22 protein-coding genes are annotated in these 20,913 nt (G+C 66.0%); 12 read left to right on the top strand and 10 right to left on the bottom strand.

The genetic code is table 11. From position 1 onward, the window contains the following. Window positions 1–4 precede the first annotated feature (4 nt). The 5 genes from LB518_RS12915 to LB518_RS12935 form a co-directional block, all read right to left on the bottom strand. Entirely contained in the window at window positions 5–1,213 is a 1,209-nt protein-coding gene (locus LB518_RS12915; protein WP_224577923.1) for a sugar ABC transporter permease, read from the bottom strand. A gap of 1 nt (window position 1,214) precedes the next feature. Then, window positions 1,215–2,711 carry a sugar ABC transporter ATP-binding protein gene (locus LB518_RS12920; protein WP_224577924.1) on the bottom strand — a complete coding sequence of 499 codons (1,497 nt, stop codon included), beginning with the start codon at window positions 2,709–2,711 and terminating at the stop codon, window positions 1,215–1,217. A 173-nt stretch (window positions 2,712–2,884) separates the two neighbouring features. Next, window positions 2,885–3,967, bottom strand: a complete 1,083-nt coding sequence (locus LB518_RS12925; protein WP_224577925.1) for a substrate-binding domain-containing protein — start codon at window positions 3,965–3,967, stop codon at window positions 2,885–2,887. Window positions 3,968–4,075: 108 nt separating this feature from the next. Further along, a complete protein-coding gene (locus tag LB518_RS12930) occupies window positions 4,076–5,197 on the bottom strand; it encodes a Gfo/Idh/MocA family protein (protein ID WP_224577926.1) in 1,122 nt (373 codons plus the stop codon). Between the two features lie 397 nt (window positions 5,198–5,594). Further along, the gene (locus tag LB518_RS12935) at window positions 5,595–6,722 is read right to left on the bottom strand and encodes a LacI family DNA-binding transcriptional regulator (protein ID WP_224577927.1); all 1,128 of its coding nucleotides are present in this window, start codon (window positions 6,720–6,722) and stop codon (window positions 5,595–5,597) included. Window positions 6,723–6,957: 235 nt separating this feature from the next. On the opposite strand from LB518_RS12935, the gene LB518_RS12940 reads away from it, so the two are divergent. Both LB518_RS12940 and LB518_RS12945 read left to right on the top strand, forming a co-directional pair. Next, a complete protein-coding gene (locus LB518_RS12940) occupies window positions 6,958–7,854 on the top strand; it encodes an amidohydrolase family protein (protein WP_224577928.1) in 897 nt (298 codons plus the stop codon). Window positions 7,855–7,898: 44 nt separating this feature from the next. Continuing rightward, window positions 7,899–8,933: an aldo/keto reductase gene (locus LB518_RS12945; RefSeq protein ID WP_224577929.1), complete on the top strand. Its 1,035-nt coding sequence runs from the start codon at window positions 7,899–7,901 to the stop codon at window positions 8,931–8,933. Between the two features lie 36 nt (window positions 8,934–8,969). Here the strand turns inward: LB518_RS12945 and LB518_RS12950 are convergent, their stop codons facing one another. Next, the gene (locus LB518_RS12950) at window positions 8,970–10,721 is read right to left on the bottom strand and encodes an amidohydrolase (RefSeq protein WP_224577930.1); all 1,752 of its coding nucleotides are present in this window, start codon (window positions 10,719–10,721) and stop codon (window positions 8,970–8,972) included. Between the two features lie 352 nt (window positions 10,722–11,073). Here LB518_RS12950 and LB518_RS12955 point away from each other — a divergent pair, with 352 nt between their 5' ends. The 5 genes from LB518_RS12955 to LB518_RS12975 all read left to right on the top strand — a co-directional run bounded on the left by LB518_RS12955 (window position 11,074) and on the right by LB518_RS12975 (window position 14,822). Continuing rightward, complete coding sequence (locus LB518_RS12955; RefSeq protein ID WP_224577931.1) at window positions 11,074–11,463, top strand: DUF2946 family protein; 390 nt, start codon at window positions 11,074–11,076, stop codon at window positions 11,461–11,463. Window positions 11,464–11,547: 84 nt separating this feature from the next. Beyond that, a complete protein-coding gene (locus LB518_RS12960; protein ID WP_224577932.1) occupies window positions 11,548–12,132 on the top strand; it encodes a copper chaperone PCu(A)C in 585 nt (194 codons plus the stop codon). Further along, complete coding sequence (locus LB518_RS12965; protein WP_224577933.1) at window positions 12,113–12,736, top strand: SCO family protein; 624 nt, start codon at window positions 12,113–12,115, stop codon at window positions 12,734–12,736. The genes LB518_RS12960 and LB518_RS12965 overlap by 20 nt, the downstream gene beginning before the upstream one ends. Before the next feature lie 123 nt (window positions 12,737–12,859). Then, entirely contained in the window at window positions 12,860–14,269 is a 1,410-nt protein-coding gene (locus LB518_RS12970) for a PepSY-associated TM helix domain-containing protein (RefSeq protein ID WP_224577934.1), read from the top strand. Window positions 14,270–14,372: 103 nt separating this feature from the next. Next, window positions 14,373–14,822: a copper uptake system-associated protein gene (locus tag LB518_RS12975; RefSeq protein ID WP_224577935.1), complete on the top strand. Its 450-nt coding sequence runs from the start codon at window positions 14,373–14,375 to the stop codon at window positions 14,820–14,822. A 57-nt stretch (window positions 14,823–14,879) separates the two neighbouring features. On the opposite strand, the gene copD is transcribed toward LB518_RS12975, so the two are convergent. The 4 genes from copD to nikR form a co-directional block, all read right to left on the bottom strand. Beyond that, a complete protein-coding gene (copD, locus tag LB518_RS12980; protein ID WP_224577936.1) occupies window positions 14,880–15,764 on the bottom strand; it encodes a copper homeostasis membrane protein CopD in 885 nt (294 codons plus the stop codon). A gap of 87 nt (window positions 15,765–15,851) precedes the next feature. Next, window positions 15,852–16,217, bottom strand: a complete 366-nt coding sequence (copC, locus tag LB518_RS12985; RefSeq protein ID WP_224577937.1) for a copper homeostasis periplasmic binding protein CopC — start codon at window positions 16,215–16,217, stop codon at window positions 15,852–15,854. An 83-nt stretch (window positions 16,218–16,300) separates the two neighbouring features. Beyond that, on the bottom strand, window positions 16,301–16,669 hold the full coding sequence (locus LB518_RS12990; protein ID WP_224577938.1) for a DUF2946 family protein: 369 nt from the start codon (window positions 16,667–16,669) through the stop codon (window positions 16,301–16,303). A gap of 143 nt (window positions 16,670–16,812) precedes the next feature. Then, window positions 16,813–17,286: a nickel-responsive transcriptional regulator NikR gene (nikR, locus tag LB518_RS12995; protein WP_224577939.1), complete on the bottom strand. Its 474-nt coding sequence runs from the start codon at window positions 17,284–17,286 to the stop codon at window positions 16,813–16,815. Between the two features lie 142 nt (window positions 17,287–17,428). Here nikR and LB518_RS13000 point away from each other — a divergent pair, with 142 nt between their 5' ends. The 5 genes from LB518_RS13000 to LB518_RS13020 are packed head-to-tail and all read left to right on the top strand — an operon-like array spanning window position 17,429 to window position 20,857. Further along, a complete protein-coding gene (locus LB518_RS13000) occupies window positions 17,429–18,226 on the top strand; it encodes a DUF4198 domain-containing protein (protein ID WP_286198691.1) in 798 nt (265 codons plus the stop codon). Window positions 18,227–18,247: 21 nt separating this feature from the next. Beyond that, a complete protein-coding gene (gene cbiM, locus LB518_RS13005) occupies window positions 18,248–18,862 on the top strand; it encodes a cobalt transporter CbiM (RefSeq protein ID WP_224577940.1) in 615 nt (204 codons plus the stop codon). Next, window positions 18,859–19,437, top strand: a complete 579-nt coding sequence (locus tag LB518_RS13010; protein ID WP_224577941.1) for a NikL family nickel/cobalt ECF transporter subunit — start codon at window positions 18,859–18,861, stop codon at window positions 19,435–19,437. Before cbiM ends, LB518_RS13010 begins: the two co-directional genes overlap by 4 nt. Next, window positions 19,434–20,147: a cobalt ECF transporter T component CbiQ gene (gene cbiQ / locus LB518_RS13015; RefSeq protein WP_224577942.1), complete on the top strand. Its 714-nt coding sequence runs from the start codon at window positions 19,434–19,436 to the stop codon at window positions 20,145–20,147. The genes LB518_RS13010 and cbiQ overlap by 4 nt, the downstream gene beginning before the upstream one ends. Further along, on the top strand, window positions 20,144–20,857 hold the full coding sequence (locus LB518_RS13020; RefSeq protein WP_224577943.1) for an energy-coupling factor ABC transporter ATP-binding protein: 714 nt from the start codon (window positions 20,144–20,146) through the stop codon (window positions 20,855–20,857). The genes cbiQ and LB518_RS13020 overlap by 4 nt, the downstream gene beginning before the upstream one ends. Window positions 20,858–20,913: the final 56 nt, after the last annotated feature.

Consider the following 20,913-nt stretch of genomic DNA (forward strand, 5'->3'; position numbering starts at 1 on the left):
CCCTTCAACGCCTGAAGCGCCGCCGCTTCAGCATATAGGCATCAACCGCCAGCGCGCAGAGCAGGACCATGCCCTTCACCACCATCTGCAGGAACGACGAGACGTTCAGGATGCTCATGCCATTGTCGATCGTGGCGAGCAGGACCGCGCCGGCAATGGCTCTCCCCACCGTGCCGACGCCGCCGCGCAGCGATGTCCCGCCGATAACGGCGCCTGCAATGGCGTCGAGTTCGAGGAAGAGGCCCGAGCTCGCGGTGGCGGCGCCGAGGCGGGCCGTGATCAGGACGGCCGAGACGCCGTAGAGAAAGCCCATGAGCACGAAGCCGAGGAAGAGCTGGCGGCCGAGCGCGATGCCAGCCAGCACGGAGGCCTCCCGGTTGGAGCCCACGAGATAGGCGTTGCGGCCGAATTTCGTTCGCATCATCAAGACGGAGAGGACCAGCCCGACCGCCGCCACCCAGACGAGCGCCATCGGGATGCCCAGAAAGCCTCCAAAGGCCCAGGCGAGGATCGCCGTCGCAAGCAGCAGAACGCCGAGGCGCACAAGCGTCTGCACCAGATCAGCATTCCCGGCGCGCGCCCGACGCCAGTGCCCGCGCAAGATGAAGGCAGCGGCCACGACCAGAACCACAGCAAGGATCGCCATCGAGACGGGCTTCGGGATGAAGCCTTCGCTGAGAAAGCTGAACGACTTCGTGACCGGCGAGATCGTTTGCGCGTTGCTTGCCCAATAGCCGATGCCGCGAAAGGCGAGCAGGCCCGAAAGCGTCACGACGAAGGATGGCACGGAGATGCCCACCACCCAGACGCCTTGCCATGCGCCCAGCGCCATGCCAACCGCCAGCGTCGCCGCAACGGTGAGCCCGGTGCCGACGCCGTAATAGCTCTGCAATCCCGCCGCGACCACGCTGCACAGATAGACTGCGCTGCCGATCGACAGGTCGATCTCGCCCATGATGATCAGGATGGAGACGCCGGAGGCGGCGACGGCCACGATCGACGCCTGGCGCAGCAGCAGCGAGACATTGCGGGGGCTGAAGAAGATGCCGTTCGAGGCGATGTTGAAATAGACCACCAGCAGCACGAAAACCACCAGCAGCGACAGTGTCCGCGTGTCGCCGATACGCCCGAGGAGCGAGGCCCTGCCGCTCCGGTCTGCGGTGGAGGGTGCAAGCCGCGCGGCGGCGGCCTTCGGCGATGTTTGGTCGCTCATGTCAATCTCCCCTGCCGGTAGCGGCGGCCATCAGGGCATGTCGCGACGCCCCCTGTTCGAAGGAGCCGTTGAGCCGGCCCTTGTACATCACCAGAATTCGATCGCATTCGTCCGCAACCTCGTTCAGATCGCTGGAGATCATCAGGATTGCGTGTCCCTCGTCGGCCATTTCGCGAATGATCCGATAGATCTCGAAGCGCGCGCCGACATCGACGCCCAGCGTCGGTTCGTCGAGGATGAGCACCCGCGGATCGATGGCCAGCCAGCGCGCCAGCAGGATCTTCTGCTGGTTGCCGCCGCTGAAGGCCTCGACCGGGAAATCGAGACGCGGCGGCCTGACATCCAGCTTCGTCGCGAGCGCCGCATTGCGACTTCGTTCCTTGGATGGATCGATAAAGACCCGGCCGCTCACGCCGTCGAGGCTCGCGGCGCTGATATTCGAAAGCACCGTCTGGCCCTCGATCAGGCCCGTCTGCTTGCGGTCTTCCGTCAGCATGCCGATACCGCGGTCAATCGCCTCACGCGGCGACCGCGGCCATCCGCTGCGGCCGTCGATCTGCAATTCACCTTCGACCGATCCCTCCCAAGCGCCGAAGATCGCCTGTGCCAGCTCGGTTCGGCCGGCGCCGACCAGGCCGAACAGCCCGAGAATCTCGCCTCGCCTGAGCTCGAGATCGACATTGTCGACGCGCACGCGCTCGGTATTGGTCGGATCGCGCAGCCGCGCGTTCCGAAGCGACAACGCGACACCGGCGCCGGGTTTCGGCGCGCGCTTCTCGGCCCGCTCGGGATCGCGTCCGATCATCGCGCGCACGATCTCGGCACGGTTGCCCTGCGCGGTGTCGAGGCGCTCGACCACGCTGCCGTTGCGCATGACGACGACACGGTCGGCAATCCGCTCGATCTCGTCCAACCGATGCGAGATATAGAGGCATCCGACGCCCTCGGCCTTGATGCGCCTGACATGGACGAACAGCTGTTCCGCCTCCTGGTCGGTCAGCGCCGCCGTCGGCTCATCGAGGATCATCAATCGCGCCGACTTGGCGAGCGCCGCCGCGATCGTCACCAGCCGCTGCTCGGACGGGCTCAGCATCGCGGCGGGGGCTTCCGGCCGGATCTCGATGCCGAAAAAGCGCAGCCGCTCCAGAGCGAGCGCGCGCAGCTGCTCATCGTCAACGAAGCCGAACCGGCCGGGCAGCCGCCCCATGAACATGTTCTCGGCAACACTGAGCCGCGGTGCAATGTGCAGCTCCTGCGGCACCAACACGATGCCGGCCGCCTCGGCGTCGCGGACAGTGCGGAAGTCGCGCCGCTGTCCATCGACGACCACGGTGCCGTCAAACGTCCCGGCAGCATAGATTCCGGACACGATCTTCATCAGCGTCGACTTGCCGGCGCCGTTCTCCCCGACCAGCCCCACCACCTCGCCGGGCCTTACGACGAGATCGACATCCTTCACCGCCAATACGCCGGCAAAGGACTTGCTGATGTTGCTCATTGCCAGAATCGGCGTGGGGAGGTCGGCCGTGCCATCTCCCACCGGGGGGAGATCGCGGGTCAAGGGATCGATAGACATCTGGAGTGCCTCACTGCGATCATGACGGGCACTGGGATGCGCCGGGCGGGCAGGCCCGCCCGGCGCATCACAGCCAGGCTGCGTCGCGCGTGCGCCTATTTGCAGGCGTCCGGATTGTCCGGCCAGACCTCGCTGATTTCAGCCCAGCCCTTCGGAGCGAGCTTGGTGACGAATTCGCAGAGATTGTCCTTGTTCACCTCCGAGACCGCTACCTGATAGGCGGGATAGGGGCCGGCGCCATCATCGACCATCACGGTCGGCATGTCGGGCTTCTGGCCAAGCGCCAGCGCCACCGCGGCATCGATTGCCGCCTTGTCCTGCGTGGCGAGATCGCTCCAGACGGTCATGGTCTGTGCCCCGTCGGCGATCAGCTGCAGGCTCGCCGCTTCGGCATCGAGACCGGAGATGAACACCTTGCCTTCGAGGTTGCGGCCGCGCACGGCCTGGGCGACGCCGGTCGCCATGCCGTCATTCGACACCACGAACGCGTCGACCTTGTCGCTCTGGGCGCTCAGGACGTTTTCGGCGACGGATTGCGCGGTCTTCGGATCCCAGTTGGTCGTGTACTGGTCGTAGACGATCTTGATGTCCTTGTTCGTCCCCAGCACCTTGGCATAGGCGTCGGCGATCGAATGGGCGACATTGTTGGCCGGATCGCCCTTGATCAGGGCATACGTGCCTTTCGGCGAGAACTTCAGAGCCGCATTCGCTTGCACCACGCCGACCTGATAGTTGTCGCGCGTCACCTTGAAATCGAGCTTGGCGCCGGGAATGTCCACGTCATAGCTGATGACCGGGACATTCTGCTGATGCGCCTCATCCACCAGCTTCGCCGCCGCGGCGGCGTCGACCGGAACCATGATGATCGCATCGACATTCTGGCTGAGCAGGTTCTCGAACTGCGAGGCCTGGTCGGTCGGGCTGTCATTCGCCCATTGGAAGATCAGCTTCACGCCGAGCCGATCCGCCTCGGCCTGCATCTGCGCCTCGTCGAGCGCCCAGCGGCGTTGCGCGCGCGTCTTCATCGACAAGCCGATGACGACATCCTTGACCTCCTTGGCCAGCGCCGGCGCGGGCACCGCACCAAGGAGACCGAGCGCGAAGATGGCGGCCGTGCTGCCAAGGGCCAGCCGCCGGATGGTCAACCGGCTGCTGCCGGTCTTTGAAAAGCCGAACATCATTCCATTCCTCCCTGAGTTATTCATTCTACCTCTCCTCCGAACGCCCCTCGTCAGACGAGCGCTTCAACTCCCCGGTCGAGACCGTTGATGGAATCCCTCTCCCGCTCAGGCGAAATGCCCCGGCTTCGTCGCGGCGGCGATGGGCTCCGGCCGCGCGGCGCGGCTCTTGATGGCGATCGCCTGCCCCTGCGATCGCTCCAGCGCCGTCATGATCTCGAGCGCGTGCAGCGCCAGTTCGGCCGAGACGCGGTGCGGCCTTCCGGATCGATAGGCGTCGACCATTTCCGCGGCCCCGAGGCCGCGCAGGCCGAGACGGCCGGGAACGCCTTCGACATAGGGATGATCGACGGGGCAGTGCTGCCAACCGGCACCGCCGCGCCGGAAGATCTCGACGTCGCCTGTGAACATGTTCGGATCGGGCGTGATCATCGAGCCTTCCGACCCGTAGATCTCGATCTGGTTATGCTTGTGGGCGACGATGTCGAAACTGGCGATGATCGTGACCGTCGTGCCGTTTTCAAACTCGATCACGCCGGTCGTATGCGTGGGTACGTCGACCTTGATGATCTCGCCGCGCCGCGGCTCGCTGAGGACCGGGCGCTCGGCGCGGGTCCGCTTGGCCATGCCGACGACACGCGTCGCCGAGCCGAACAGCGCGATCAGGTTGGTGACATAATACGGCCCGACATCCAGCATCGGCCCGCCGCCGCGCGCATAGAAGAAGGCCGGGTTGGGATGCCAATGCTCGTGACCCGGCTTCAGCAGCAGGGCAGTGGCGGCGACAGGCTGGCCGATCGCGCCCTCGTCCAGAAGCCGGCGCGTCAGCTGGTGGCCACCGCCGAGAAACGTATCCGGCGCGCAGCCAAGGCGAAGCCCGCTGCGGCTGGCGATCGCCACCAGCTCCTCGGCCTCCTCCATGGTGATGCCGAGCGGCTTCTCAGAATAGACATGCTTGCCGGCCAGCAGCGCCTTCCGGCTGATCGCCGCATGCGCAACCGGCGTCGTGAGGTTGATGACGAGTTCGATCTCCGGATCGTCGATCAGCGCGTCGAGCCCGACGGCATCGATGCCGAATTCGCCCGCAAGCCCTGCCGCCGCGGCGCCGTTCAGATCGGTGACAGCCTTGACGCGAACGAAGTCGAACATGTGCAGCGTGGCGACATAGGTGGCCGAGATATTGCCGGTGCCGACGATGCCGACCTGCACGGGTCTTTCCGAATGCGTCATGTCCCGCCTTTCCTGATATCGCGTGCGGCGTCGGAATCGCGCCCCGCCGAGGGGCGCCAACGTGACGGCGCCTTGCCCTGCCCGCTCCCCGCCGACCATCGCCGGAACCGCGAGCCATGAATTCGTAACGTTACAAATCCCTCTCTCGATCATCCTGTCAAGAGCGAAGCGTATGACCGTTTATCAATGATTTTCGTCGCCTTCGAAACGAAATGCCGCTCCAGCGCGCCAAACGCAACGTTACGATTTTTGCTGCATCGCGGTGGCTGTTTGGACAAGTCCGCCAGCCGGCTCGCAAAAGTCGCCGCGTGCGACGCACAAAGTGCGGCCGCCAACGGGCCGACCGGGCCCTGCGCGAAGTGACCGCTGCATCGGAGACGGGTTGGCGGGTCGTAGGCTAGGCGACCTTGCCGGGACGTCGGTCCGGCAGCACGCCCGGCGCCAAATGGCTCTGGTGGTCGACGAACACGGCCTCGGCGACCTCGCCGAGCCCCACGGCCGATTCGCCCTGGATCGACCGCATCAACAGGGCCGCCAGCCGCTCGCCCGTTTCGAAATTGGAATGAATGAACGCGCTGAGCGGCGGTGTGACGAAGCCATGCAGCTGCGTGCCACCATAGGTCACGATCCCGAAGTCACGTCCGACCACGCAGCCGGCGGCATAGAGGCCCGCCACGACGCCCATGGCCGACTCTTCGCCAGCGATGAAGGCTCCGGTCGCTGCCAGTTCGGGTCGTAGCAGCAAGCCAGCGACGTCGCGGCCGCTGTTTGGCGTCACGGCCGAAAAGAAGACGTGGCTTTCGCTGTAGTCGCGGTTCGCGTCGAAGTGTGCCGCCCGCCATCCGCGCAGGAACTGCTGGCTGTAGGTCTGCTGCCGGGGTGGCGCGACCAGGATCGGCTGCCGATGACCGGCGTCGAACAAGAGCTTCGCGGCGCGGTAGCCGATCGATTCATGATCGATATCGAAAAAGGGATGCGGCGTGAACAGCTCGGTCCGTCCGAAGGTCACGAATGGAAAGCCAACCTCGAGCAGATACCGGACCCGCTCATCCTGGGGCAGCGTGTTCTTGATGATGATGCCGTCGACCGACTTTTCGCGGACGATGTCCTGCACGGCCCTGAGCGCGCTGGTCTTCTCAAGGACGGGAACAACGGTCGTCCGATAGGAAACCCCGGTCAGATAGGCGGATACGCCTTCGATCAGCGCGCCGCCCAGATTGTTGATTTCGCCGGATCGTTCGAGCGGCAGAAAGACGCCGACGGCATGCGTCCGCCCCGTCCGCAGGTTGATGCCCGCCAGATGCGGCCGATAGCCGAGCGCCTCGGCCGCCGAGGCGACCTTTTCGCGCGTTGCAAGCTGAACCTCCGGGCCATTCTTGAGCGCTCGCGACACCGTGGTCACCGATAGGCCGAGATGGCGGGCAACCGTCCGCAGCGTCACTTTCGACGCCGGGTCACCGGCTGTCTGCTGCGCCGGACCAGCGGCCGGATTGGACAGGCCGCCAGCATTTCGATTCTTGCTCATGTCCCGTCCCAGGAGCGATTGATCATGCGCCGCGATGGAAAGCGACCGCGACACGGATGCGCTCGATGCCGCCCTGCATCCCGGATCCAGATCACCGCGTGGCTTCATCATGGGCAGGACCGCCGCCGGCCACAAGGGGCTCCTCGACTTGACAGCCCTCGGCCAGCCGATATTTGTAACGTTACGATTTTGGCAGCTGGATCGTGATGACGTGACAAGAGACGGCCGGGCCGACATGCCTCCAATCGTGGATCCGCATCATCACCTGCAGGATCTCGACATGTTCTGCTATCCGTGGCTCTCCCCCGCGATCGCGCCACCGGCGATCTTCGGTGACGGCTTCGCGCGGTTGCGGCGGAGCTATGGGATCGCGGACTATCTGGCGGAATTCGGCGGCCTCGACGTCGTCAAATCGGTTCACATCCAGAACGGCTGCCTGCCGGAGCAAGCCATCGCGGAGACGCGCTGGCTGCAGGCCATCGCCGACCGACATGGCTTCCCGCACGGCATCGTGGCGCATGTGGCGCTGCAGCACGAGAGCGCCGACGAGCAGCTGGCGGAGCATTGCCGCAGCGCCAACATGCGCGGCATCCGCCAGATCCTCAACGCGCATCCTGATCCGGCGCTCGGCTTCATCGCCGAGCGTGATCTGATGGCGAATGCCGCCTGGCGCCGCGGCTTCGCGGCCCTCGCGCGGCGGGGCCTGAGCTTCGATCTGCAGATCTATCCCCACCAGATGGCGGAAGCGCTCGAAGTCGCCCGCGCCTTCCCCGGAACCTCGATCATCCTCGACCACGCCGGAATGCCGCTGCGCCGCGATCGCGACGAGATTGATCGATGGCGCGGGGCGATGACGGATCTTGCCGCTGCCGACAATGTCGCGGTCAAGATCTCCGGCCTGGCGCTTGGCCAGGGCGGCTGGTCGGCCGAGACCATCCGCCCGATCGCGCTGGCGACGATCGAGATCTTCGGCATCGACCGCTGCATGTTCGCCAGCAATTTCCCTGTTGACGGCCTGTTCTCCTCATATCGCGCCCTGTTCGACGCGTTCGGCGCCGTCACGCAGGAGCTGACGGCCGGTGAACGCGCCGCGCTCTTCTCGAAGAACGCCGAACGCCTCTATCGCATCTGAGCGCCGCACGCGACCAGCCAACCGAAGCCGACAGGATCCCACCCATGACTGCCTTGCCGAAACGTCACCTCGGACCGGTCGCGGTCACCTCGCTCGGGCTTGGCACCGGCGCGCTCGGCGGTTTCGGCCGCGCCTTCAGCTATGATGAATTCGAGCGGGTGGTGCTTGAGGCCTTCGATGACGGCATCCGCCATTTCGACACCGCGCCGATGTATGGCTACGGCAAGTCCGAGCACTATCTGGGGCATGTTCTGCGCGTGCACGGGCTGCGCGACGAGGTCACCCTCAGCACGAAGGCCGGGCGGATCCTGCGGCCCGCCGCCCCATCGGCCGGCACCGGCGCCGAGCGCATCGCCTGGGTCGACAGCCTGCCTTTCCGTGACCGGTTCGACTATTCTTATGACGGCATCATGCGGTCGTTCGAGGACAGTCAGCAGCGACTAGGGCTGGATGTGATCGACATCCTGTTCGTGCATGATCTCGGGCGTGCCTGGCATCAGGAAGCCGGCGATTTCCATCTCGGGCAGATGCGCAGCGGCGGGTACCGGGCACTGGACGCGCTCCGCGCCGGCGGCGCCATCGCGGCGGTCGGCCTCGGCGTCAACGAGACGGAGTCCGTGCTGACGGTTTCGAGCGAGTTCAAGCTCGATTGCGCCTTGATCGCAGGACGCTACTCGCTGCTCAACCATGCCCCGATGCACGATGCCTTCCCCGCGCTGCAGGAAAGGGGTGTCGGCATCGTCGCCGCCGGTATCTTCAATTCCGGCATCCTGGCGGCCGGAGCCCGGAACGGCACCGGCAACTACGATTACGCGCGGGCACCCGAAACCATCGTGCGACAGGTGCGCCGGATCGAGGCCGTCTGCGAGGAGTTCGGCGTGCCTCTGGCGACCGCCGCCATCCAGTTTGTCCATGCCCATCCGTCCGTCACATCTGTTCTCATCGGCGCTGAATCGGTCGCCGAGGTTCGGCAGAACGTCGCCGCCCTTGATGCCGCCATACCGGAGGCGTTCTGGGATGCTCTCAGGACTGCCGAGCTGATTCCGGCCGATGCGCCGACGCCATCGTCCTCGCTGTGACGGGAACATTACTTCGTTCCGGTTGCAGTCACGTCTTCACGCCGATGTTCTCGCCCCCGCAACCCAGGTCTCGCTGACCTTGATTGCTGAGATCTGCTCGGGGGCCGTCGTGTATGGATCGCTCTCGAGAAGGGTCAAGTCTGCCTCCTTGCCCGTCTCCAGCGTACCGATCATGGCGCCCATGCCGAGCTGACGGGCTGCATGGACCGTGATGCCGCGCAGCGCCTCATCCACGGTGAGCGCCAGATCCGCGCCGAGCACGGAATTGTCGGTCATGCAGCGCCGCGTCACGGCCGTCTCGACCAGACGCAAGGGATTGAGCGGCAGGCCGGCCGCCGGATTATCGGTGTGGAGCGAATAGCCGATCCCTGCCTTGGCCGCGGCGCCGACCGGCACCATGAAATCGGCCCGGGCTGCGCCGAAGAGCTTGTCGCGATAGTCAGCGCCGTAGAGATGAATGAAGTCTGTCATGAAGCTCGGCTCGCATCCGAGCGTCTTCATCCGCGCGATCTGGTCGGCGCGGGCCATGGTGGCGTGCTCTACCCTGTTGAGACCGGTGACCGGATGGGTGCCGTAGACTGTTTCGATGGCGTCGAGAATCTGATCGATGGCGGCATCGCCCTGGCTGTGGACAAGGATGGTCCAGCCCGCTTCCTTCGCCTTGGTGCAGAGGGCGACCGCCTGCGCCGCCGTGTAGCCGAGGCTGCCGCGCTTGTCGGTTCCGAGATAGGGCTCTGTCTGGGCCGCCGTCTCGGCCTGATTTGAGCCATCACCCCAGTATTTCATGCCGTAGAGCGAGAACCGGCTGCCGGGAACAATGCGCGCCTCGCTGGACGGTCCGAGCGCCGCGAAGGCCTTGCTCTCGTCCCCCATATCGGTGCTGAAGCTGGCGCTGTAGCGGATCGGCAGACTGTTCGAGAGCTTCGCCAGCATCTCCACCCATTCCGGCTTCACGGTGCCGGGTTCATGGAGGGTTGTGAGGCCAGCGGCGGCAGCCTGCCGCGCATAGGCCGCAACGGCCTTGGCGAGGTCCTCGGGCTTCGGCTTTGGAACCGCGATGTCGAGGAATTTCAAGAGCGCCGGCTCGTTGTAGATCATGCCGTTCAACGAGCCGTCGGCGCTGCGGCCGAAGAAGCCGCCTCCCGGCAGATCCCCGGTCGCCGCTGTCACGCCGGCGCGCTGGAAAGCCAGCGTGTTGGCTGCGCCGACATGGCCATTCACATAAAGCAGGAAGAGCGGGTTGGCGGGGGCCACGGCATCGAGCTCCGCCATCGAGACGTCGCCGCCCTGGAGCAGGTTGTCATAGAAGCCGAAGGCGAGCCATTCGCCGGGCTTCGCCTTCGCAGCGGCCGCCTTCATCGCCGCCACCGCCTCCGCTCTGGTCCGGTATCGCGCGAAACCGACGTCGATCAGCAGCATCGCGAGCAGTGCCGTGAGTGAGACGTGATTGTGCGGATCGATGAGGCCCGGCAGCAAAGTGCGGCCTCGGAGGTCGACAACCTGAGTGGCGGCGCCCCGGAACGCCATCACGTCGCTCTCGCTGCCGACAGCGATGATCTTGCCGGAGGCGACGGCGATCGCTTCGACCTTCGCTCCCGGCGACGACATCGGATAGATCGGGCCATTGTGGAAGATGGTGTCGGCGGTTCCGGTGGCCGCAAGCGCGCGCACATCCAATCCCGCCACCGCCGCGATCGCCGCGGTAAAGGCAAGGAACTCGCGGCGATTGGCTGTCAGCCCCGCTGTGATGCGGTCCGCTACGGCGGAACGATTGCACCACCGACACATGCTCTTCCCCCAATGATCGCGATACCGATCTTAGCGCATCGGCGAGGAGAATGTCTTCTGTCCGCCGGCGGTCAGGCTTGCTGCTTGTCCCCGCAGACGCATCTGACGCTCGACGGGGCTTCATCGAGAGCGGGCGAAGCTATGTGGCGCTTCGCCGACCGCATCAGCACAGGATTTCGAAGGACGCCGACGGACTGCGCCCATCAGGTCAATGGCTCTGAAGCATCCGTCATTCGGGCGGAGGCGTTGCTGACGCCGAATCGTATCGCAAAAGGTTGGTGATTTGCCGCAGCGCGATCAGCGACGAACAGGCAACCGATCTGCTAGTCTTTCGACGATCGAGGGAGGAATCGTGAGCGGCACATCACCGAAAGCCCGGTGGTTTGCAGCGCTGGCTTTGACGCTGGCGTTGGCGCTTCAGGCCGTCTTCACCTCACTCGCGCTCGGCAAGACCGACGAACAGCCGAGGCTCGATCCGTTCGGACATGTGCTCTGCCTCAGCGGGGGCGAGGCCTCGGATGAAGGCGGCAGCAGCCCGCATGGTCACGGCAATCTGCCCGATTGCTGCACCTTCGCCTGCAGCATGTTCTGGCCGCAGCTTCCAAGCCCCGATGGCCAGTTGGCCTTCCGCCTGCCGCTGGTCATTGAGACAGTGGCGCTTGCGGTTCCCAACGAGCGCGTCTCCTCGTCATTTCTCGACCATCGCCGCAGCTATCCCCGTGCGCCCCCGATGACGGCCTGATCCGCGGCTCGCCGCGTCTCCAGCTGATTCATCACACCGGTCATCCGCCGCCTCGCGGCGTGGTTGCCTATGGGGAGCTTTCCTATGTCTGTCTCTGTTCACGGCGCGTCTCCGCGCGCCCTTTCGCATTCGATCGCGCTTGCGCGCCGCCTCGCAAGGCCGCGCTCTCTCGAGGAGTGCCTTGGCCTGGCCATGCTGGCTGTCGCCTTCACCGTAGTCTTCGGCCAAAGCGCCTTCGCACATGAGTCCAAGGCCGGAGATATCGAGATCGTCCATCCCTGGTCGCGCGCGACGCCTGCCAATGCCGAGGTGGCCGCCGGCTATCTCACGCTGAAGAACGAGGGCAAGACGGCCGACCGCCTGATCGCGGCGACTGGCACGATCGCCAATGTCACGCAGGTCCACGAGATGAAGGTCGACGACAAGGGCCTCATGACCATGAAGGAAGTGCCCGGCGGCCTCGAGATCCCGGCCGGCGGCGAGGTGACGCTGAAGCCCGGCTCCTACCACATCATGTTCATGAAGCTGAAGGAACCGGCCAAGGAGGGCCAGAGCTTCGAGGGCACGCTGACCTTCGAGAAAGCCGGCACGGTGACCGTCGAATACACCGTCGAAGCGATGGGCAAGGACATGGAGATGGGAGGCGGACATGACGACCACGCCAAGTGATGGTCGCCCTCCGGTCTGGCGGCGGCTCCTCTTCCCGGCCGTCGTGGCCGTGATCGCCATCGGCGCCGCAGTGGCGACACTCGCCTATCTTCGACCCGGCAGCAGCGATGCGATCGCATCGATTGGCGGGCCGTTCACGCTGACCACGCAGACGGGTGCCAAGCTTTCCGACACGGATCTGAAGGGCAAGCCGTTCGGCGTGTTCTTCGGCTTCACCCATTGCCCGGAGGTCTGCCCGACGACGCTCACCGAGATGACGCAGTCGCTGAAGGAACTCGGCCCCGAGGCCGACAATCTGAAGCTCCTTTTCATTTCGGTCGATCCGACGCGCGATACGCCCGAGTTCCTCTCGCTCTACCTGCAGTCCTTCGATCCGCGCATCGTCGGGCTCACGGGCACCGAGGCGGAGATTGCGGCGGTCGGCAAGGAATACCGCGCCTTCTGGGAGAAGGTCCCGCTCGCCGATGGCGACTACACCATGAACCACACGGCCACGATCTTCCTGATGGATGCCAAGGGCCGGTTCACGGGCACGATCGCCTATGGCGAGGACGTGAAGACGCGCGTCGCCAAGCTGAAGCGGCTGGTCGTCGGCAGCGCCTGAGACGGCAGCACTGCCGCCGCAGTTGCCCATTCCTCCGAAGAACGCGGCCGCCCGTGCGGCGGCCGCGCGGACCTTTTCATCCCTTTGCTCGGGCGCCGACGCGGCCGCCCCGGAGAAAACACGATGTCGACGACAACCTTTGCGCCGAGCGCGCCGCAGGATGCGGCAGCCGGTATCCGCCTCTATCGCGCCGTCTGGCGTTGGCACTTCTATGCCGGCCTGTTCGTGGCGCCCTTCCTGCTGGTGCTCGCCTGCACCGGCCTGATCATGGTCTATGGCAACTCGGTCGAGACCTTCCTCGGCGCCAAATACTATGTCGCGCCCGGCGGCGAGCGGACGTCGCTCGTCGATCAGGCCGCTGCTGCAGCGGCCTCGGTTCCGGGCAGCATGGTGAAGTTGATGGTGAGCCCGGAGAGCCCAGACCGTGCCACCGTTTTCGTGCTCTCAGATGAAGGCGTCGAGCGCGTCGTCTCCGTCGATCCGCACGGGGCCCGCGTTGTTGGCGACATCGTGAAGGATGACACCTGGTTCTATTGGGCCAATCACATCCATGGAACGCTGCTTGCCGGCGACTTCGGCGACCGGCTGCTGGAGATCGCCGCCGGCCTCGGCATCGTCATGATCCTCTCCGGCCTCTATCTCTGGTGGCCGCGCGGGGACAGAGGCTTCCTGCGATCCTTCATCCCCAATCTCACGGCGCACGGCCGCGGCTTCTGGAAGGAGATCCACGGCGCGCTCGGATTCTCGATCTCGATCGTCCTGCTCTTCTTCCTGATCTCCGGCCTCGCCTGGACCGGCATCTGGGGCACGAAGATCGTGCAGGCGTGGAGCACCTTCCCGGCGGCGAAGTTCGACAATGTCCCGCTCTCGGACAAGACACATGCCAGCATGAACCATGGTGCCATGAAGGAAGTGCCCTGGGCGCTGGAGCAGACGCCGATGCCGGCCTCGGGCTCGATGGCTGGCATGACAGGACTGCCCATGGGCAGCCCCGTCAATCTCGACACGGTCGCAGCCTTCGCGCGGCAGATCGGCTTCGATGGCCAGTTCCGGGTGAACCTGCCGCATGGCGACGACGGGGTCTTCACGATCTCGGCCGATTCGATGGACGGCGACACCCACAATCCGGCCGGTGACCGGACCGTCCATGTCGATCGCTTCACCGGCAAGATCCTCGCCGATGTCCGCTTCGCGGATTACAGCCTTCCCGGCAAGGCGATGGCGGTCGGCATCGCCTTGCACCAGGCCAATCTCGGCTGGTGGAACACGCTGCTCAACCTCGCCTTCTGCCTCTCCGTCATCACGATGGTGATCTCGGGCGTCGTGATGTGGTGGAAGCGCCGGCCGGCCGGCAAGGTCGGCGTGCCGCTCTATCCGCGCGACTGGCGCGCGCCGGTCGCGATCATCGTCATCGCGCTCGCCGTCTCCATCGTCTTCCCGCTGACCGGCATCGCCATCATCGCCTTCGCTGTGATCGATTTCCTGCTGCCGAAACGCTGGAAGGAAGCGAGCGGCCGTACCGCCACGACCTGAACCAGTCTGCCCGGCCGGTCATGTCGGCTGGCCGGGCAGGACACGGGTCTTCGTCGCGGCGATCGCCCGCCTCGATCGTCCAACCACCAGAGGAACACTCATCATGCATCGCCTTTTCGTCACCCTGGCCTTCGGCCTCGGTCTCCTTGTCCTGCTCCCGGCCGCGCCGTCTTTCGCCGATGAGGCGGCCGATGCTACGACGGTAAAAACGCTCCTGAACGACATGTTCGCCAAGCCCGACCAGCCGGTATCGGTCGATCCCGTCACGGTTTCCGGCGATATCGCCATTGCCGGCTGGTCGCAGGGCGACATGGCGGGACGCGCGCTGCTGAAGAAGAAGGACGGCCAGTGGGTCTTGACCCTCTGCAGCGGTGACTCGCTGAAGGAAGCGAGCGGCCTCAAGACGTTCGGCCTGCCGGCGGAACAGGCCGAGGCGCTCGCCGCCGCGGTCGTGGTCGCCGAAGCGCAGCTCGATCCGGCCCGCGTCGCCAAATTCGCATCGTTCGATGGCGTCGTGCGGATGGACGGCGCGCCCGAGCAGCCGGCGAAGTAGAGCTCACAAGCACGCCATGCGCCGCCGCCAAGACCCGGCGGCGGCGCATCGGCGCCTTCATCCGCCGGGGTCCATCATGCCGAAGATCGCCACGAGCAGTATGGCCGCGAGGCCGAGCCCGATCTCGACGATCGTGCCGATCGCGATCGCCCGAACCGCCCTGTCCTTGTCGGCGCCGATCCGCGGCACGAACCCGTAGCGATTGAGAAGTGCGATCGCGGTCATCGTCGCGACGACCGCAAGTTTCGCCGTCAGCAAAGCGCGGTAGGGCGGCGACAGGCCGAGCGGCCAGCCAACGATCATGAAGCTGTTGAAGATCCCCGTGACGACGACGAGTGCGACCGCGATGTGGCCACCGGTCGAGAAGCGCTTCAGCGCAAGCGCGGCATCGGCGCGCCAGCCGGCGGTGGAGAGTCGCGCGAGGATCGGCAGCAGCGGAACAAGGGCGCCGAGCCAGGCGCCGGCCGCGAGCCCATGCAGGGCATCATTCGCCGGATGGATGACCGCCTGCCAACCTTCGTTCATCCGCGCATGCCCGCCAGCAGCGAGCGCCACGACCGCCATCCCGGCCAGCAGCGCGGTCGCGCCTGAATGGAAGCGGCACCGGGGGCCCAGCGTCAGCAGTAGCGCAGCGGAGGGAATGGCCTGCCACAGCCAGGCAGTTCCGACGCTCGTCCCCGTGACGACATCGCGCAGCATCGCGCCATCGAAGGCATCCGCCCAGCCGTCGCCGATAAGCGCGGTCTGGATTGGCAGCGCAGCGAACACGGTGGCAGCGGCGACAAGGATGGCAGCAGTCCGGAGCCCGGATAGCCGGCCGGCAATATCGTCGGCGAGGCGGCACGGGACGAGGAGGACCAGATAGCCGAAGGCGCCCCAGAGCAGCATCGCCGCTGCATCATGGAGGAAGCGGCAGGCCGAAAGCGCAAGTTCGGGTGTCATTTCGTCGTTCCGACGATGAACGGGTGCCGGCGGCGCGGTCCGCCGGCAGTCGGGATGGCGGGCCGCTCGGCGCGACCCGCCGCGCCCTCAGGGCTTCACGGTGAAGCTATAGGAGCCGTGCGTCTTGTGGCCGTCCTGCGAGAGGGCATGCCACTCGACCGTGTAGGTTCCGGCGGCGAGGCCGGCCGGCAGCGACACCATGAAGGTCTTGTCGCCGCCCATCAGCATGGCGTCATCGGTCTTGACTTCCTTCTTGTCGGGACCGGTCACCTTGACGCCGGTGAACTTCAGATTGAGTTCCTCGCTGAACTTCAGATCAAGCTCTGTCGGCGCTTTCGCGACCGTGCCGTTGATGGCGGGAAGCGCCGCTTCGAGATGGGCATGCGCATAGGCGCTGGCGGGAAGGGCGAGCATGGAGGCGGCCACAAGGGCGGCCAGTCGGATCGTCTTCATGATAGAATCCCTTTGCCCTGCAGGTCCTGTCGACCCGGGGCGGAAAATTGTCGGCTTGGTCGCGGGAACGGGTTCGCCGCGCGTCAGGACATGAGGGGCGGCGGGCCGCGCGGTCGCACGGGAAGCCAATCCGGCCGCGCGATGCGCAGGCTGACCAGCATCGGAGCGGCATTGCTGAGAGCATGCGGCGCCGAGCGCGCCGCGGGCGGCAGGGGCGCAAGGAGAACTGCCGCATCGAGAGATGTGCAGCAGAGGCAGCAGGCACAGCCGAGCGGATCGCCGCCGCCATCGGGCCGGTGCCCGTCGGGGTGGCTCGTACAGATGATGCGGCCGAACGCATCACGAGGCGCCGCCGAGGCAGCATCCGCCGTCGAGACGACGGCAACAAGGCTCTGCAGCAGCAGGAAGAGCGCTGCGAGCACTGTCACGCCGATGGGGAAGCGTCTCAGCATGCGATGCCTGGCCCGCTGCTTCTAGTCCCGATGCTCATAGCATGACAAACCAGGAGCCGGGAGGCCCCGCAGGACGTCGGCGGCGCGGCAATGGGAGGCATGGCGCCGGTCGCCCGGATTGGAAGCGCCCTTCCTTGCAGCCCCTAGAATCCGGTCGCGACCCGCAGATGGCTGTGGGCATGGCTCGGCTGCTCGTCATGCGCATGATGCGCCGCGTCTTCCGTGACGGGCACGAGGCTCAGCGATCCGTGCATCACGCCGCGCTCCAGAAAGAGCGCTTCGGCATAGGCGGAAACCTCACCGACCTGACCGCGCATGACGGTGACGTCGATCGATGTTCGGTGATCGATCGGCACCGACAGCGCCGAGACGATCTTGTCGTGCCGATCGAGCCGTCCCTGCGGCACGCGGACCGCGAGATTGCGGACGGATTGATCGACGGCACAGCTGAGGATTCCGAAGCAGCGTGCGTCGGCCGGCGCATCAGGAAGCGCCGACAGGCCACGCCTGACGAGGTCGCGGATGACCTCGGAACGACTCATCGCTCCGGTCGCGCTCATATAGGCGTCCACCTTGGCGGCAAGGTCGTCGTCGATGGAGATCGTGATCCGTTGCATCCAGACGCTCCCTTCAGTGATCGCAGTGCCGACTGTAAGGGCCCGCCCAGAATTTCACCAGCGTGGCGAACCTATGCCTCTTGAACAGGTGTCCGGCGGGTGCGTATGCTGATTTTGTCATTTCTTCATACGGAGTGGATGCTTGTCCCGCCTCGCTGCTGCCGTCTCGATTGGCCTTGCGGGCCTCGTTGGACTTGCAGGCCTCGTGGGGCTCGCCAAGCCGGCTTTCGCGCATTTCCAGGAGATCATTCCCTCAGCCGATGTGCTGCCGGACGGAGGCACGGTCACGGTCGACCTCGTCTTCACGCACCCGGTCGAGGGTCAGCCGGTCATGGAGATGAAGAAGCCCGTCGCGGTCGGCGTGCTTTCGGGCGGCAAGAAGACCGATCTCACCGCGTCAATCAGCGAGAAGCCCGTTTCCGGCAAGAGGGCGTGGACGTTCAGCTATGACCTTCCCGAACCCGGCGCCGCCATCTTCTATGTCGAGCCACAGCCTTACTGGGAGCCAGCCGAGAACAAATACATCGTCCACTACGCGAAGGTGCTCGTCGACAGCTACGCTTCGGGCGAAGGCTGGGACGAGCTGGTCGGCCTCCCCGTCGAGATCCGGCCGCTGACACGGCCGACCGGGCTGTGGACCGGCAATCTCTTCTCGGGCGTGGTGCTGAAGGATGGCAAGCCGCTTCCCTTCGCCGAGATCGAAGTCGAATTCATCAATGATGGCCGCGTGACGCCGCCGAACGACGCCTTCATCACGCAGGTGCTCAAAGCCGACGCCAGCGGGACGTTCTCCTATGCGATCCCTCTGTCGGGATGGTGGGGCTTCGCAGCCCTCACCGAGGCCGACAAGCCGATGAAATCGCCTGATGGCAAGGACGTGCCGGTCGAGGCCGGCGGCCTGATCTGGGTCAAGGCCACCGATATGGCGGCGAAGAAGTAGCGGATCGGGTCCGGGCAAACCATGGCGCATATTCCTGACGGCATCCTGTCCGCGCCTGTCCTGATCGGCGGGGGCGTCGTCGCGGCCGGCGGTGTCGCCCTGGCGCTGCGCCAGCTGGATGACCGGCTGATCCCGCGCATCGCCGTTCTGTCGGCGGTCTTCTTCGCCGGCTCGCTGATCGCCGTACCGGTCGGCCCGTCCAGCGTCCATCTGCTGCTCGGCGGCCTGATGGGGATCATGCTCGGCACGGGAACCTTCCTCGCGGTCCTGGTGGCGCTGATCCTGCAACTGACGCTGTTCGGCTTCGGCGGGCTGACGACGCTTGGCGTCAACACCATGAACATGGCGCTGCCCGGCGTGCTGCTGGCCATCGCCTTCGGCCCGGTCATCCGCCAGACGACGAAGCCGGCCGTCCGCGCTGTGCTGGCGGGCCTCGTCGGCGCGCTCGCCGTCCTAGGCACCGGCGGCATGGTCAGCCTCTCGCTCGGTCTTTCGTCGCCGCACTATGTCCCGATCGCGAGCGTCGTTATCGCGACCTACCTGCCGCTCGCGCTCGGCGAGGCCTTTGTCACCGCCGCCATTGTCGCCTTCCTCGCGCGCGTCCAGCCTGACGCCCTGAAGCCGGCCCTCTCATGAAACGCTTCTTGCTGTCGCTGGCGCTGCTCCTTGCCGTCCTCGGTCCGGCCGAGGCGCACAAGCTCAAGGTCTTCGCGGCGGTCGAGGGCAATTCCATCCATGGCTATGCCTTCTTCATCGGTGGCGGCCGCGCCGAGAACACGTCCTACCTCGCCAGGGACGCTGACGGAGCGCAACTCGCCGATGGCCTGACCGACGACAACGGCGCCTTCGCCTTCGATCTCTCCAAACCGCCGGCCTCCGACGTGACGATCACTGTCGACACGCATGAGGGGCACATCGCCTCGGCGACGCTGGCCGCCTCAAGGTTCGGCGTGACCACCTTGCCTGCAGCGGCGTCCATGCCCGCGACGAAGGGGCCGCAGCCGGAAACCGCGCCGGCGCCTGCCGCTGCTCCCGGCAATGCGGAGATCGCTGCGCTGGTCGACGCCGCCGTCCAGCGGCAGGTCGAGCCGTTGATGGAGCAGATCGACCAGATGGATTCGCGCCTTCGCCTGACCGACGTGGTCTCGGGCGTCTTCCTGATCCTCGGGCTTGCCGGCATGGCGAGCTGGGCACTGGGTCGCCGGAAGTGACGGCGCCGCGCGACCTGCGACTGCGCGTAGTGGCGGCCTTTGTCCTGATCTTCTGCATCTCGCAGGTCCATTGGCTGCCGGTCGCGGTGGCGGTGCTTGCCTGGACGGCAGTGGCTGCATGGTTCGCGGGCCTGGAAAGGCATCTCTGGCATCGGCTGCTGCATGTCGAGGGCTTCATGCTGCTGCTCTTCTTGACGCTGCCGCTGACGATGCCGGGACAGCCGATCTTCTCGATCGGCGTCGTCTCGGCCAGCCTCGAGGGGCTCGGCCGGGCCACGCTCATCGCCTCTAAGGTTTCCGCCTGCGTTCTCGTGCTCATGGTGATGCTCGGGGACGTCGAGCCAGTGCGCCTCGGCGCGGCGCTGCGCGATCTTGGCCTGCCGGAGCCGATCGCGCGGCTCATCGCCATGACAGCGCGCTATCTCCAGCTGATCCGGGATGAAGCCCGCCGGCTGCACGACGCCATGCGCGCGCGCGGCTTTCGCGCCGGCTCCAACCGTCACACATGGCGGAGCTACGGCAATCTGATCGGCATGCTCCTGGTGCGCGCGCTCGAAAGGTCGCGCCGCATCGAGGAGGCGATGCTGTGCCGCGGCTATGGCGGACGCTTTCCGCGCCGCGCGCAAGCGCCGCCGTCCAGATCGGACTGGATGCGCTTCGCCGCGCTCGCCGTCTTCGGGATCGCTGTGATCGGGGCAGACAGATTGTGAGCGCGCTCATCGCCTTGGAGGATATCCGCGTCGCGCGCGACGGCACCGCCGTGCTGCACGGCGCCACCCTCAGCCTTGTCGCCGGCGAGCGCCTCGCGATCGTCGGCCCCAACGGCGCCGGCAAGACGACGCTGCTGCGCACGATCGTCGGCCTCGAAACGCCGGCGAGCGGCACGGTGCGGCTGTTCGGAGCTGCCTGCGCCGAAGAACGCCAGTTCCGGCAGTACCGGCCGCGGATCGGCTATCTGTTCCAGGACAGCGACGATCAGCTCTTCTGCCCGACGGTGATCGAGGACGTCGCCTTCGGGCCGCTCAATACCGGTTGCGACGAGAGGGAGGCGGAACGACGCGCCGCGACGGCGCTTGCCGATCTCGGCATCGGCCATCTCGCCGAGCGCGTCAGCCATCGTCTGTCAGGCGGCGAGAAGCGCCTCGTCTGCCTCGCCGGCCTCTTGGCCATGAAGCCGGACGTGCTGCTGCTCGACGAGCCGACCAATGGCGTCGACAACGAGAACGGCCGTCGCCTGCGCGACGCGCTTCGCGCCTTTCCTGGCGCGATGTTGCTCGTCTCACACGACGCCGCCTTCGTGGCCGACCTCGCCACGCGCGCCATGATCATCGACAAAGGTGCGCTCCAGCCAGCCGAGATTCACGCACACACGCACGCGCACACCCATCCGCATCTGCACCCGATCTCGTCATCGGCCTGACAAGCAGGAGCTTCGGACGACCATGAACCCAACGAAGATCCCGTAGAACCGACATT

Origin of the sequence: Mesorhizobium sp. BR1-1-16, assembly GCF_020165495.1 — a bacterium.
In the GTDB taxonomy this organism is placed as follows: Bacteria; Pseudomonadota; Alphaproteobacteria; order Rhizobiales; family Kaistiaceae; genus Kaistia.

Excerpts from the sequence above, each read along its gene's own strand:
- LB518_RS12915 (WP_224577923.1), bottom strand. The coding sequence starts at position 1,213 with ATGAGCGACCAAACATCGCCGAAGGCCGCCGCCGCGCGGCTTGCACCC.
- LB518_RS12920 (WP_224577924.1), bottom strand. The coding sequence starts at position 2,711 with ATGAGCAACATCAGCAAGTCCTTTGCCGGCGTATTGGCGGTGAAGGAT.
- LB518_RS12925 (WP_224577925.1), bottom strand. The coding sequence starts at position 3,967 with ATGTTCGGCTTTTCAAAGACCGGCAGCAGCCGGTTGACCATCCGGCGG.
- LB518_RS12930 (WP_224577926.1), bottom strand. The coding sequence starts at position 5,197 with ATGACGCATTCGGAAAGACCCGTGCAGGTCGGCATCGTCGGCACCGGC.
- LB518_RS12935 (WP_224577927.1), bottom strand. The coding sequence starts at position 6,722 with ATGAGCAAGAATCGAAATGCTGGCGGCCTGTCCAATCCGGCCGCTGGT.
- LB518_RS12940 (WP_224577928.1), top strand. The coding sequence starts at position 6,958 with ATGCCTCCAATCGTGGATCCGCATCATCACCTGCAGGATCTCGACATG.
- LB518_RS12945 (WP_224577929.1), top strand. The coding sequence starts at position 7,899 with ATGACTGCCTTGCCGAAACGTCACCTCGGACCGGTCGCGGTCACCTCG.
- LB518_RS12950 (WP_224577930.1), bottom strand. The coding sequence starts at position 10,721 with ATGTGTCGGTGGTGCAATCGTTCCGCCGTAGCGGACCGCATCACAGCG.
- LB518_RS12960 (WP_224577932.1), top strand. The coding sequence starts at position 11,548 with ATGTCTGTCTCTGTTCACGGCGCGTCTCCGCGCGCCCTTTCGCATTCG.
- LB518_RS12965 (WP_224577933.1), top strand. The coding sequence starts at position 12,113 with ATGACGACCACGCCAAGTGATGGTCGCCCTCCGGTCTGGCGGCGGCTC.
- LB518_RS12970 (WP_224577934.1), top strand. The coding sequence starts at position 12,860 with ATGTCGACGACAACCTTTGCGCCGAGCGCGCCGCAGGATGCGGCAGCC.
- LB518_RS12975 (WP_224577935.1), top strand. The coding sequence starts at position 14,373 with ATGCATCGCCTTTTCGTCACCCTGGCCTTCGGCCTCGGTCTCCTTGTC.
- copD (WP_224577936.1), bottom strand. The coding sequence starts at position 15,764 with ATGACACCCGAACTTGCGCTTTCGGCCTGCCGCTTCCTCCATGATGCA.
- copC (WP_224577937.1), bottom strand. The coding sequence starts at position 16,217 with ATGAAGACGATCCGACTGGCCGCCCTTGTGGCCGCCTCCATGCTCGCC.
- LB518_RS12990 (WP_224577938.1), bottom strand. The coding sequence starts at position 16,669 with ATGCTGAGACGCTTCCCCATCGGCGTGACAGTGCTCGCAGCGCTCTTC.
- nikR (WP_224577939.1), bottom strand. The coding sequence starts at position 17,286 with ATGCAACGGATCACGATCTCCATCGACGACGACCTTGCCGCCAAGGTG.
- cbiM (WP_224577940.1), top strand. The coding sequence starts at position 18,248 with ATGGCGCATATTCCTGACGGCATCCTGTCCGCGCCTGTCCTGATCGGC.
- LB518_RS13010 (WP_224577941.1), top strand. The coding sequence starts at position 18,859 with ATGAAACGCTTCTTGCTGTCGCTGGCGCTGCTCCTTGCCGTCCTCGGT.